General features: G+C 43.1%; 13 protein-coding genes. 7 read left to right on the top strand and 6 right to left on the bottom strand.

Features of this window, described 5'->3' with window-relative positions; translation table 11 throughout:
• Positions 1-114 precede the first annotated feature (114 nt).
• Positions 115-747, bottom strand: coding sequence for a type I restriction endonuclease (locus RIB93_RS19450; RefSeq protein ID WP_446374686.1), 633 nt, complete (start codon positions 745-747; stop codon positions 115-117).
• Positions 748-1,062: 315 nt separating this feature from the next.
• Between RIB93_RS19450 and RIB93_RS19445 the strand changes: the two genes are divergently transcribed.
• Positions 1,063-1,926, top strand: a complete 864-nt coding sequence (locus tag RIB93_RS19445) for a Uma2 family endonuclease (protein WP_446374684.1) — start codon at positions 1,063-1,065, stop codon at positions 1,924-1,926.
• 292 nt (positions 1,927-2,218) lie between these two features.
• On the opposite strand, the gene RIB93_RS19440 is transcribed toward RIB93_RS19445, so the two are convergent.
• From RIB93_RS19440 to RIB93_RS19425, 4 genes are all read right to left on the bottom strand, one after another.
• A complete protein-coding gene (locus RIB93_RS19440; protein WP_446374682.1) occupies positions 2,219-3,952 on the bottom strand; it encodes a protein kinase domain-containing protein in 1,734 nt (577 codons plus the stop codon).
• 306 nt (positions 3,953-4,258) lie between these two features.
• The gene (locus RIB93_RS19435; RefSeq protein ID WP_446374680.1) at positions 4,259-5,326 is read right to left on the bottom strand and encodes an MFS transporter; all 1,068 of its coding nucleotides are present in this window, start codon (positions 5,324-5,326) and stop codon (positions 4,259-4,261) included.
• Between the two features lie 11 nt (positions 5,327-5,337).
• Complete coding sequence (locus RIB93_RS19430) at positions 5,338-6,201, bottom strand: type IV pilin-like G/H family protein (protein ID WP_446374678.1); 864 nt, start codon at positions 6,199-6,201, stop codon at positions 5,338-5,340.
• A gap of 293 nt (positions 6,202-6,494) precedes the next feature.
• The gene (locus RIB93_RS19425) at positions 6,495-7,370 is read right to left on the bottom strand and encodes a type IV pilin-like G/H family protein (RefSeq protein WP_446374676.1); all 876 of its coding nucleotides are present in this window, start codon (positions 7,368-7,370) and stop codon (positions 6,495-6,497) included.
• A 361-nt stretch (positions 7,371-7,731) separates the two neighbouring features.
• On the opposite strand from RIB93_RS19425, the gene RIB93_RS19420 reads away from it, so the two are divergent.
• A complete protein-coding gene (locus RIB93_RS19420) occupies positions 7,732-8,274 on the top strand; it encodes a hypothetical protein (protein ID WP_446374674.1) in 543 nt (180 codons plus the stop codon).
• Positions 8,275-8,718: 444 nt separating this feature from the next.
• Here RIB93_RS19420 and RIB93_RS19415 read toward each other — a convergent pair whose 3' ends face one another.
• On the bottom strand, positions 8,719-9,594 hold the full coding sequence (locus RIB93_RS19415; protein ID WP_446374672.1) for a WD40 repeat domain-containing protein: 876 nt from the start codon (positions 9,592-9,594) through the stop codon (positions 8,719-8,721).
• Between the two features lie 72 nt (positions 9,595-9,666).
• On the opposite strand from RIB93_RS19415, the gene folK reads away from it, so the two are divergent.
• From folK to RIB93_RS19390, 5 genes are all read left to right on the top strand, one after another.
• The gene (folK, locus tag RIB93_RS19410; protein ID WP_446374670.1) at positions 9,667-10,161 is read left to right on the top strand and encodes a 2-amino-4-hydroxy-6-hydroxymethyldihydropteridine diphosphokinase; all 495 of its coding nucleotides are present in this window, start codon (positions 9,667-9,669) and stop codon (positions 10,159-10,161) included.
• 152 nt (positions 10,162-10,313) lie between these two features.
• Positions 10,314-10,511, top strand: coding sequence for a recombinase family protein (locus RIB93_RS19405; RefSeq protein ID WP_446374668.1), 198 nt, complete (start codon positions 10,314-10,316; stop codon positions 10,509-10,511).
• 39 nt (positions 10,512-10,550) lie between these two features.
• Complete coding sequence (locus RIB93_RS19400; protein WP_446374666.1) at positions 10,551-11,117, top strand: IS200/IS605 family accessory protein TnpB-related protein; 567 nt, start codon at positions 10,551-10,553, stop codon at positions 11,115-11,117.
• Positions 11,118-11,193: 76 nt separating this feature from the next.
• Positions 11,194-11,745: an NUDIX hydrolase gene (locus RIB93_RS19395; protein WP_446374664.1), complete on the top strand. Its 552-nt coding sequence runs from the start codon at positions 11,194-11,196 to the stop codon at positions 11,743-11,745.
• Positions 11,746-12,010: 265 nt separating this feature from the next.
• Positions 12,011-13,438, top strand: coding sequence for an FAD-binding domain-containing protein (locus tag RIB93_RS19390; RefSeq protein ID WP_446374662.1), 1,428 nt, complete (start codon positions 12,011-12,013; stop codon positions 13,436-13,438).
• Positions 13,439-13,462 lie beyond the last annotated feature (24 nt).

Below are 13,462 nucleotides of genomic sequence, written 5' to 3'. Positions count from 1 at the left end.
TGTCATTTGTAAGAGTTTGAGAGTTGTTTACATAGCTTAATATTGTTAAGTTTATTTCCATCAACCTACTTAGATCGTCATTGGTCATGTTAAATAATAGTGCATTTAAATTTATTATTGATCAATCATCAGTTGACTTAATTTTTTGAGGATACTCAAGACAGTATAGAGTTCATTGTCTCGTTTCAATAGGCTAAATGGTTCCGATAAGGCATACTTGGGTGTGTTTTGTTGAACGAGTTTAATAAATACCAATTCACTCCCATTCGTTACTAAACCAAAAACAGTTTGATCTGGATGAGGATTTGCCGCCATATAAACGAGGGCTTGGGGTATACCATTTAGAAGTGATAAGCCAGCATTTTTTGACTCGATCACCAGTAACCACAAATGGTCTTTTAAGACCATAATATCCAGGCGACCGCGTACAAGTTCATCTTGGTCTTGAACTGTTACCTCCATAGATTGCTCATCAACGACATCAAATGGGAGGTGATAAAAGTCTGTCCAAGTCAGCAAAGGACCCAGAACGACTAATTTGACCATGTTTTCGGAGATTTCCCGATGTTTGACCAAACTTAAGTAGTTGGACTTTACACGGTCTAGCACTTGTTTTTCTAGGTCAGAAATTTCGGTAAGATTCTCGTACCACTCTGAAAAAAATTGGTCATCATCAGCTTGAGTTAAACCGAATTTTTGTTCGAGGTCAATGATATTCAGGGTTTGAGCTTGGATGACTTGAACCATAATTAGTAAATTTTATCACAATAAATCTGAGTGGGAATCATGACAATGGATATAAATATCTTGGCGTGACACGGGGCGCAAGCCTTGCGCCCCTACATACAAGGATGGAATAGGTTGTGGGTTTTGTTGACGCCTGTTACCTCACAAAATCTAGGAATAAAAGCTTTTACTACGAACCTAATTAATTTTTTCGTTCTCAATGACTATAACCGATTAATAAAGACAATCAGTAAAGGGAGTGTTAGCGATCGCGCTTTTGTTAAGATACGTTTAGGGATCTGGAAAAAAGCACCTTAGTGGAGAGAGACGCTGATCATGTCAAATTTGGTAACCCAAGAGACAACATTCCAAACTGTGGTAGGCTGGGAACCATCCATGCCGCCAACTGACTTAATCTTTGATGATGGAGAACCGTTGGAAAGTAATCGCCACCGTATTGCTATAAATGTCCTGATTCGCTCATTGCAGCAAGCCTATCTTGACCGCAATGATTTCTTCACCAGCGGTAATATGTTTATCTATTACAGCAGTGAACAGGCGCGGAACCGAGATTTTAGAGGACCCGATTTCTTTGCCGTATTAAATGTTGACGGGACGACTGAACGGCAAGGTTGGGTTGTGTGGGAAGAAGGGGGGTGTTATCCTGATGTAATTGTCGAATTAATGTCTCCTTCTACAGCGGCTATGGATACGGGGACAAAGAAAGATATTTATGAGCGTATTTTTAGAACACCGGATTACTTTGTCTTTAATCCCTTTGACCCCAATTCATTACAGGGGTGGCATTTGGATGCGTCTCAACAGTATCAACCATTAGTCCCCAATGAACAGGGTTGGCTGTGGTGTCAGACATTAGGGTTATGGGTAGGAACTTGGCACGGAACTATAGACCGAGAGACGGCGGTTTGGTTACGATTTTATGATCAAGAGGGTAATCTTGTCCCCCTACCCGAAGAAGCCGCTCAACAGGAAGTGGAAGCGGCTCAACAGCAAGGACTTAAACAAGGGACATTACGACAGTTATTGCGTATCCTCTCGACTCGCTTAGACCAGGTTCCGCCAGATATTGAGCCACGTTTACAGTTACTTGAAGTCAATCAATTAGAGGATTTGGTCGTGGTGGCTTTAACGGCACAAACCCTGGCAGAATTTGTCAGTAACATACCTGAAGGTTCATGATATACCGTAGGGTGGGCTGTGCAACGCCAGTCTTAAGTCAGTGACATTCATCCTATTTAGGTTGTGGCAATTTGAAAAACTGAAACCCTTGTTCGACCTGAGTTTCAATCTTTTCACTTGTTGCATCCTATTTAGGATTGCTATATCCGACACACTTGCGTCCTGCGGACACGAGCAAGCGAACGCGATCGCACTCTCTTACTCGTTACACTTTCAACCCAAGAACTCGAACAGGTTCGGGCGACATTTTCCGATTATCCCGCCCAGTTAGAAAGGGCTAAATAAACAATCCTTACTGCACACTCCATATCTTGATTATACCATCGTGACTACCACTAATTAAGGTTTTACCGTCAGGACTAATCACCAAGGATGTTACAGCATCTAAATACTTAGTTAGAGTATTAATTTCTTGCTGGGTAATTAAGTCCCACACTTTGACTGTTTCATCCTCACTGCCGCTAAACAGGGTTTTTCCATCAGGGCTGATTGCTATAGATAAAACAGAACCTTCATGTCCACTCAGAGTGTAGAGCAGTTCCCCAGTTTTCACACTCCATACTTTGATTTCTTTATCCTGGCTGCCACTAATCACAGTTTGTCCGTCTGGACTCACTGCTATAGACGTTACACCACTTGAATGCTTGGTATAGTTGTGAGTAAATATTTGTTTTTTTATATCCCATATTTTTATTGTCTTGTCCCCGCTCCCACTAAAAAGAATGTTATTTTTGTTTGGGTGAAATGCAAGGGACATAACTTGTCCAGAATGCCCAGTCAAAACTTGAGGGGTTTTTTGAGTTTCTAAATTCCATACTTTAATTGTTTTGTTTACACTACCACTAGCTATGAGTTGTCCATCTGAGCTGATGGCTACAGACAGAACACCATCTCCATGATTAAAAGAATGAGTTTCTTCTTCATTTGCTAAATTCCACACTTTGATCATCCTATCTGCGCTACCACTAACTAAGGTTTGTCCATCAGCACTAATAGCTAATGAGGTAACAGAAGCTGAGTGGGAAGAAGATAAATCATCAAAAACATGGTCTGGTATAACGTTTGACCAATTGTTTTCAGTCGGTGATTGGATCTGTTGTAGTTGTTGTGTTTTTGGATACAAAGTTTGCTGAATCTCTGCCAACCGTGCCAAAATTGACTGAGTATCAGCGGGGCGATTCTTAATTGGACGAGCCATCAGTTGATCGATAAAATCTCCGAGTATAGAAGAAATTTGAGGAGCTTTATCACGCCAATCCTCTAACTCATCGGTATAGATATCGTGGCGATACTGATCGCCAAGGTTCAGAGGATGTTCACCCGTCAGTAAATGGACAAAAGTACGACCCAAGGCAAAAAAATCTGATTTGGGAACAGCACTACCAATGACTTGTTCGAGAGGAGAGTAACCTTCAGAAACAACTTTGGTCACTTGTCCTACTGCTTGTTTTTGCTCGTAGGTTCCTGTAATTTCTCGCGCTATGCCAAAATCAATTAATACCAGCCCTCCATCTGGCTTTAGCATAATATTCGATGGCTTAATATCTCGGTGGAAAAGCTGCTGTTGATGGACTGCGTGTAGTGTATTGGCAAGTTGAGTTAGCCAATCAACCGCTAATTTTTCACTAATGGGGCGATTCCCCCGATTTTCTAGCCACTTTTCCAGATTTTCTCCCTCAATTTTCTCCATTACCAGACAATACACAGGTTCTTGACTGTTTTTAGGGTAAAAGGTGAAGGATTCCTCTGCTTGGGGAACTCCGGGATGATGCAGCCGAGTTAAGACTTGGGCTTCTCGCTGGAATTGTTCTACAGGTTTGGGTTCATTTTTACTCAGAACTTTGATAACTTTAGGAATAGTGGTGCGATCGCTCACTTCATAGGTCTTAGCAAAACCGCCTTCACCCAAGAGACTTATGACCCGATAACAACCCTCCAACAGCAATTCAGACTGACAACTTTGGCAATAAAGCAAATTATCGGGATTATCGGGATTCTGACACTTGGGATTGATACACAGGCTCATCGATTCAACGAATATGGGTCATGATTGATAGTGTAGCGTTATCAATTTAGAGATTGACTGATAAATACTGTCGAAATCCTATTTGTCGAGGCTTGGCTATCGTACATTTTTATATTAATCCGGCTGAATAGCTAACGACGCTGACTAAGCTGTTCGGCATTTAAACCTTAATGTCAATAATGGCGAAAGCCTTGTAGTGCGAGCATCTTGCTCGCTACTAATACCCAATTTAAATGCATGACAGCTTACCTCATTTCCAGTAATCCGGCGACTCGCCCCTACAATCTTTCCTATCCTGCTACCCTTTTACCCAACTTTGCGGCTAAACACCCATAGTAATAACAGCATAACTATTATCACCAACGCCGCAGAAATTACTGATAAACTGATGATCTCGCCCAACCCACCCATCACGGGAATACCACCGATCGCGATCGCTAATCCTAAAGCAAATCCGGCGGCTGTGGCGGGTTGTTCTGGCATCAGGTGGGCTGTGGCGGCTAATGTAACTGGGATACTCGATTGTAATAGAGCCACGGCTGGCAGTAAGGTAAATAGATGATGTCCGCCAAGTACCAGTAACAGGCTGGAGAGGGCTAAAGTTCCCATTGTCCACAATCGCCACCCCCAAGCCGTTGCCCAAATTCCTGCCAAAATTTTACCAATAGCGGCGGCGATCGCGATCGCAATTAAAGCTGGAATATTACCCTGTAGCAGAAAATCCAAGCTAGTCCAAACGAGAGACGTTAACGCGATCGCACTCAATAATATCAGCAAGACTAAATCCTGATCCACAACCGCCGATTCTTGAACCGAGTCAGGATCAGAAGTTTGACGATAGGGGAGTTTAGGCAAAGGTATTCGCGCGATCGCTATCATGATCATACAAAGTAGCGATACCAGTAACCCTGTCCCTTCATATCCGGCTAATCCTAACCCACCACCCACCGCTAATCCTACTACCCCTGGTGCAGCAAATAATCCAGCGCCCAGAGTGGATTGAGGCGTTACCCAAACCGCTATCGCCCCCCCGCCAACATGAAACGCGGCTGAACCGATTCCCGCTAAAATTATCGCGAATTGGGGTTGCCAATTGGCTGAAATTAGCGCCAGACTCAGTAGCAGTAATCCCATGGAAATAGCAATACGGGGGCGTTTGAGTTTATCGGTGATCATCCCGACTATGGGTTGATACCCAAAGGCTAATCCGTTGTAAAGTAAGATGAGAAAACTACTTTTTTCTAAGGATAGCGTTTGCAATAAAGTAGCCAGGAGAAAACCTGCGGCTGCATCAGCACTACCATGTGCCAATCCTAAAACAGTTGGTAAAATATACCGCTTATTTTTAGGCATACCAGGAATGCTAAAATTCATGATTTGATTATTCAATGTAGAAAAGATGAACCCGATGGGCATTGAATTTGACCTTCTATGAGTTGAGGATTATCTGGAGGAACTATAGAGGGTTGATCGGTTTGGCAAATCCCACGCGCCAAGTCATTTTCGGATTTCTCGTTAGCTACCACGATGATTGCCGTGTAGCTTTTGAATGTTTCACGTTTTGCCGTAATTTTTACAATTGTTCGATCGAGGTCAGCAGAGAGTTTAAATTGGTGGAATTCATTTTCTATTGTACGGTCATTCATCAATTGAGTTTTTGGAAAAACAAAAGTATAATTTTCAGCAGAACCCGTCAATTCTTTAAAGGTAGAAGCAAATCGTGAATTTTCATCATAGAATCCATATTGGTATCCCAAAATTATAGGAATTACGTGTTTGGTTTCCCAATGAGCGCGTTCCGGATTTGGCTGCCAAAATAAATTTGATGGGTGGCTGACTGGAAGTAAGACGAAGCTGAAAATGGCGTAACTAGCTAAATTACTCAAAAAAGCGGATAGTAATAATTTAGCCTCTGGATTCCGAATATTTTTAGGCTTAAATAGATAAATATATAAGACCCATTCAATTAACCAAGACAATAAAAACAAGCCCAAGGAAAGCCAGCCCGATAACCCGGATCTGTTAGCGTAAACACTATTAAACGCGAAGGGAAAGCCTATAATTGATGTAGCAATGTTGGCAACTACAGTCATAATTAAGACTTTAGACAGTCCTAATTTTGCTTCAAAAATGAACTTGAATAAACTCCAAATAACCAGGACTTCGACAGGAATAATGCTGAAAACAATTGCGACATTTCCCGTTAGTGTGAGCAGTCTGGGGACAGCAATATTGGCAAGGACTATCATTGGTAATTGGTAATAACGATGTGAGTATTTGCCCGGAGAAGCTATTTCCTGTAAAACATTTCCTCATCTTAGTGTAACGGTTGATCAGGTGTTGGTGGTGGATGCCGAGGATATCCTTTAGGAACAATGTATAGCAAATAGCCCAAATTTTGGGTGCGGCAAATAATCCATCGCCCAGAAATGTCCTAACATATCCCCGTGATCTTATAATACTCAATCCCAGTTTACTCTGGAGTATTTCACCTTGAAATTTTCCCTAGGGACGACCCGCTTGCACAAATCAACAACTCTTTTTAAAAGGGTCTTAAAAAAGATGAACCCGATGGGCATTGAATTTTATTTTCTATGAGTTGAGGATTATCTGGAGGAACTATAGAGGGTTGATCGTGATCGGTTTGGCAAATCCCACGCGCCAAGTCATTTTCGGATTTCTCGTTAGCTACCACGATGATTGCCGTGTAGCTTTTGAATGTTTCGCGTTTTGCCGTAACTTTTACAGTTATTTGATCGAGGTCAGCAGAGAGTTTGAATTTGTGGAATTTATTTTCTATTGTATGGTCATTCATCAATTGAGTCTTGGAAAGACCAAAAGGATAATTTTCAGTAGAACCCGTCAATTCTTTAAATGTAGAAGCAAATTGTGATTTTCTACTATAGAAGTCATATTGGTAACTTAAGATAGCAGGAATTACCTGTTTAGCTTCCAAATGGGCGCGTTTCGGATTGGGTTGCCAAAATAAATTTGATGGGTAGCTAACTGGAAGTAAGACGAAGAAAAAAATGGCGTAACTAGCTAAATTACTCAAAAAAGTAGCTAGAAATAACTTCCCCTCTGGATTCCGACTATTTTTAGGTTTAAATAGAGAAATGTATAAGCTCCATTCAATTAAGCAAGAGAATAGAAAGAAAAAAGGTAAACTAAAGACAGCCGTTCCTGGACTGCCAGCGTACATATTATTAAACGCGAAGGGAATACCTATAATTGATGTGGCAATGTTGGCAACTAGAGTCATTATTATGACTTTATATATGCCGAATTTAACTTTTGAGCGGAACTTGAATAAACTCAAAATAACCAGAGCTTCGACAGGAATAATACTGAAAATAATTGCGACATTACCTGTCATATTTAGAATTTGTGGGGCAGCGATATTGGCAAGGACTATCATTGGTGATTAGTGATGACGATGTGAGTATTTGCCAGGAGAAACTATTCCCTGTCAAACATTTCCTAATCAGGACTTACGCAGCTATACTAACTATAGTGGTAATGGTGCGTTACGCTACGCTCTCCCCACCCTACATTCCCCACCCTACATATAGAGCCTTTGCGTAAGTCCTACTAATCTTAGTTTAACGGTCGATCAGGTGTTGGCTGCGGATGCCGAGGATATCCTTTAGGAACAATTTTGAGGAACCTCCCTAATTTTGATCCTGTAGAGTGATGCACAAGCTCGTCAGTTTAGCGAATATAGAGTCATGATCGATAGTGTAGCCTCATCGATTCACTCTCAATGAGATTATTTACCCATGCGTCAAAATACCACCGCGATCGCACTTATTTCACTTCTGTGCTTAGGGAGTACGGCTGCATTAGCCGCTAAGACTAATCCATCCCCGACACCGACTAAAGACTTATCCTTTGAGTTGAAAGCGGTTGATAACCATTTTGACCCCCGTCAACTCGAACCAGGCGAGGAATTTATGGGTCTGGAAGTTGTCTCAGTTCAAGCTGACTCATTACCTGAGTATGGTGTAATTGGGCGAGTCCAATTTCGAGGTCAAATTGCTATCACTGGGACTTACGAATCTCATCACCAGCTTCCAGGAAACACCAAGATCCCATGTTTTGTTGTTGATGAAGCCGCCGCCAAACAGTTACCCAGATTTCGGGGCGATGATCGCCAAGTTTGGTTTTGTTTCAATAATCCCGAGGTCGCTAAGCAGCAATTGGGTGGAGAGGATAGTCAACCGAAAAAAGCGATAATCGTGATCGATGATTATGAGACGGTGTATTATCCTTCCGATGTCTTTGATACTGCTACTTTAGTGCGGGTGATTACTCAACAGTAATTGTCATTTGTCATTCGTCATTCGTCATTCGTCCTTGGTCATTCGTCAAGGTACTTATGGTTTTGATATTATGTCCGGCTGTGTCGTTCATCTATCATACCTGTAGTTATTGCTAAAAAAACTTACCTTTTTACCCTTCTACCCTGATGATTAGATAATATAAGATTCGGATTAACTAGGGAGGATGTCACCTTTATTTCTCGTGTAGGGGCGACCCGCTTGCACAAATCAACAACGGTGTCCACTAAATTTTATCGGGTCGCCCTTTACTCAACCCCCTGTTTCAGAACACTGATTTATGAATAAGGACGAGTGTTGTTGAACGTTTATCAGTTAGAGGCTAGTTTGAATGGCTAAACCCACACCTAAAAACGGGCGGGTTAGTTGCATCTGGGTAATGTCAGAAACGATAAAAGGAAACCCGCCCCGACACAAAAAGAAAAACTATCTCATTCCCCAAATTTTAATCACATCATTCTGGCTACCACTGGCAATTGTCCGTCCATCTGGGCTAATTGCAACCGTTAAAACGGCTTCTATGTGATCACTAATCGTATGCAAAACGTCCCCTGTCTGTAAATCCCAAACCTTAACCGTTTTATCGTTACTTCCACTAATAATTCGGCGTCCATCTCGGCTAATTATCACTGAAGTAACGGTTCCCGCATGACCTGTCAGTGTGCGAATTTCCTCTCCTGTTCGCAAATCCCAGAGTTTAATCGTTTTGTCAATACTGCTACTCACCAATGTTGTCCCATTGGGACTAATCGCCACTGAGGTAACGCTACCTGCATGACCGGTGAGGATTTTCCGATTACTAATCCAGATAGTACCATCAGCACAGCCACAAACTAATCGTTGATTATCTGAACTGATGGCGAGGGAATACACCCAGTCTGATGGTTCAGTTATAGTGTGCAGTTCAGTACCGTTGTTAATATCCCAAACTTTAATGGTTGTATCCTGGCTACCGCTATAAATTCGTTGTCCGTCAGGACTAATCGTTACACAATATATTCGATCCGAATGACCTTCTAGAGTGTGTAGTTCTTGCCCATTTTTTAGGTTCCACACTTTCAATGTGCGATCAAAACTCCCACTCACCAAGGTTTGACCATCTGGACTTATGGCTACTCCATGCACCCAGTCAGAATGACCTCTAAAACAGGAAAGTTCCTCTCCATTGCTTAAATCCCAGACGCGCACAATTGTATCACCGCCACCACTAATTAAAGTTTTGCCATCGGGACTCATCGCTAGGGAGTAAACGGTTCCCTTGGGACCCGCTAACCAAAGACCGAGGATTTGTTCTTCGTGCATTAATTTATCCGATCGCGGCAAAAGCTTTGTCGATTCTCTGGTAATCTATAAACTTAACAGCAGGGGCGTATCGTGTCACAATCTCAACCATCTGCGATCGCGCTAGGTAGCAACTTGGGGGATTCCCGTGCCATCCTAGAGGCGGCTATAGTCATGTTAGCGAAAACTCCCGGTATCACGGTCGCGTCTCAATCTAGCTGGTATCGAACCGCCCCCGTGGGTCCGCCGCAGCCGGATTATCTCAATGGTTGTGTGATTCTAGAGGTACAGCTAACCCCCCACGATTTATTACAAACCCTTCTCAGCATCGAAAACCAATTCGGGCGAGAACGGCGGGAAAGATGGGGACCGAGAACCCTAGACTTAGATATCTTATTATTCGATAATTTAATAATAGACACTCCTACCCTACAAATCCCCCACCCCCGGATGACGGAACGAGCCTTTGTCCTGGTTCCTTTAGCCGAAATTGCCCCCGACTGGATCGAACCAAAATCCGGATGTGCGATCGCAAAACTCGTACAAAGGGTTTTGAACTGTTGGGGGCAAAATTGTAGAAAATTGTAGATATATAGTAAAATCTAAGAAACTTCTGCCAATGGGGAGGGGTAAGCAACAACACAAGCCTTGCTGGACACTGTGGTAGTACATAAGTTCCATGAAACAGGAAGAGGAAGTTCGTATTGTGAGAGTGACCAAAACAGAGTTTGAACTCTCAGATGGACGCATTTATCCACAGGTCGTTGAACTCTCAAATGTTCCGTTACGTAAGGGTTTCAAGTCACGACCAAAAGAGCAAAGGCGACTTAGACAGGCAGAAAACTAGAATCCTAGAGTATTGCGTTAACCGCAAATACAACGTTGACCACATCCTGGTTGAAGTCGTTAAAAATATATGGGAAGAGGTCGGCAGGTAGACGCAAAGAAAGACAACTAAAAGTTGTTGGAGGGCAATCATGAAAATGGTGGAAAGACACATCATAAACCGGAATCATGCCTATTGGAAGGAAGCCGATGAATTGGCATTTAAGTCAAAGAATCTGTACAACGGGGCTAATTATTTGTGCCGTCAACACTTCTTTAAAACGGGTTCCCGTTATACACTGCTAGCCAATAAGCTAAAACAGCTTGGGATCGCCACTTTAGTCATCGGCAAAAATGAAGGCTGGAAACAAGAGGTTAATCTGGGCAAACGGAATAATCAGAAGTTTGTTAATATTCCTCATGCCAAGTTAATCGACCAGATTACCTATAAGTGTGAATTAATAGGCATCAAGGTAGTCATTCAAGAGGAAAGTTATACTTCAAAAACATCAGCCTTAGACTTAGAGGCTCCCTATAAGCAATCAGCCTATTTGGGGAGACGAGTCAAAAGAGGTTTGTTTAAGTCAAGTGAGGGACGTTTGATTAATGCGGACATCAATGGAAGTATCCAAATTATCCGCAAGTATCTCCCAGAGGCGTTCACCGTCGAGGGAGTAGTGAGCTGCGCCGTGCCGCCAATACTGGTCAATCCAGTGTGAAAGACTGAACCCATAAGTTTCTACAAGTTCAGTCTACACGGTAGACTGTTCTGGAGTTCACCCCGTATAGTTAGACATGCCTCAAGGTCAAGAACCCCCTCAACTACTCAGACAACGCTTTGTTTATCAGGGACGCAAATTTAACTTTGAAGTTAATCACCTGCGTCTTCCCAACCAAGCCAAAGGCGACTGGGAATGCGTGCGTCACCCCGGTGGGGCGCTAGCGGTTCCTGTTACCCCAGAGGGGAAACTGGTTCTCGTGCGTCAATATCGGTTTACGGTACAACGGCGGTTATTAGAGTTTCCGGCGGGTACGGTGGAACCTTTAGAAGATCCTGAAACCACAATTCAACGGGAAATCGAGGAAGAAATCGGATATCGGGCGCACCGTTGGCAATCTTTGGGGAGTTTTCCCTTAGCACCAGGATATTCTGATGAATATATTTACGCATTTCTAGCGCAAGATTTAGAGAAATTGCAGACACCGCCAGGATTGGATATGGATGAAGATTTAGAAACGGTGTTGATGACACCCGAACAATTAGAAAAAGCAATTCATGGGGGGGATGCGGTTGATGCGAAATCGATTTGTAGCTTTTACCTAGCGCGTCCGTTTTTGCAGCAATAGTGGGTTAATTATTTTTTAATTGTTTTTGAAGATATCCCAGAAATCGTAGGGGCGCACGTCAGTCATGCATGCGTGTCAAATTAAGCCACAACCCCCTCACCCCCAGCCCATCCCACCAGGGGGTGAGGGGGTTGTGTGGCAAACATTGTAGAGACGTTGCATGCAACGTCTCTACTCAGCCAAGGCGGGTTTTGAATAAACGTTATAATTAACAGCGAAATGAGAAAGGCTAAACCCGCCCCGACAAATTCAAAACTCATCATTCATGACTGATCTGATTCTCTTCTGGCATCGCCGTGATTTACGAATTTCTGATAATATTGGTCTGGCTGCGGCTTGTCAAAAAAGCCAGAAGGTGATAGGAGTCTTTTGCCTTGATCCGAATATTGTAGAACGTGATGATATCGCCCCAGCACGAGTCACGTATATGATTGGCTGCTTGCAGGAGTTACAACAACGCTACGTTGAAGCCGGGAGTCAATTATTAATCCTGCATCAAAACCCCAGTCAAGGAATTCCCGCCCTAGCTGACGCCCTCAACGCCAAAACAGTAGTCTGGAATCGGGATGTGGAACCTTATGCAAAAACTCGCGATCGCACGATACAAGATGCCCTAGAAGAAAAAGGGATTGCCGTTGAACAGTTCTGGGATCAACTCTTACACGCCCCCGGAGACATTCGCACCAATTCCGGTAATCCTTACAAAGTTTATACCCCCTTCTGGAAAAACTGGAAAGACCAAGCTAAAGCCACCCCCGCTGAATCCTTAAAAAATGCTGAAGGATTGACTGAAACAGAACAGGATGTGGTCAAGAAAGTTGGCACAATTGAGTTACCTACGGCGAAAGAGTTAGGGTTTACCTGGGACAATCCTCTCCTCTTGGAACCGGGAGAGAAAGCCGCGAAAGAGAGACTAGAGGAATTTTGCGATCGCACGATTGACGACTACCAACACCAACGCAATCTCCCCGCTATTGATGGCACATCCCGACTCAGCGCCGCCCTCAAATTTGGTGCGATCGGAATTCGCACAGTTTGGCAAGCGACGCAAACAGCTATAGAACGCAGCCGTAGCGATGAAACTCGTGATGGTATTCAAACCTGGAAACAGGAATTAGCTTGGCGAGAATTCTATCAACATGCCCTTTATTTCTTCCCGGAATTAGCAACAGGACCCTATCGCGACACCTTTCAAGATTTCCCTTGGGACAATAATCAAACCCTGTTTCAAGCGTGGTGTGAAGGCAGAACAGGTTATCCTATCGTTGATGCTGCCATGCGCCAATTAAATGAAACGGGATGGATGCATAACCGTTGTCGAATGATTGTTGCCAGTTTCTTAACCAAAGACTTGATTATTAACTGGCAGTGGGGCGAAAACTATTTTATGCAAAAATTATATGATGGTGACTTAGCGGCGAATAATGGTGGCTGGCAATGGAGTGCGTCTAGTGGAATGGACCCAAAACCCTTGCGAATTTTTAATCCAGCAAGTCAGGCACAAAAATATGACCCAGATGGGGAATATATTCGCCAATGGTTACCGGAGTTGAGTTCACTGGATACTAAAGACTTGGTTACAGGAAAAATTCCAGCAGATGAACGTTCAAGTTGTGGCTATCCTGAACCCATCGTGGATCACAAAAAACGACAGCAAGAATTTAAACAGCGCTATCAACAGCAAAAAGGGTGACATCCTCCCACACCAAATTGGAAA

The organism is Coleofasciculus sp. D1-CHI-01 (genome assembly GCF_040218875.1).
GTDB lineage: Bacteria > Cyanobacteriota > Cyanobacteriia > Cyanobacteriales > Coleofasciculaceae > Coleofasciculus.
This window is presented reverse-complemented; position numbering and strand designations above follow the sequence as displayed.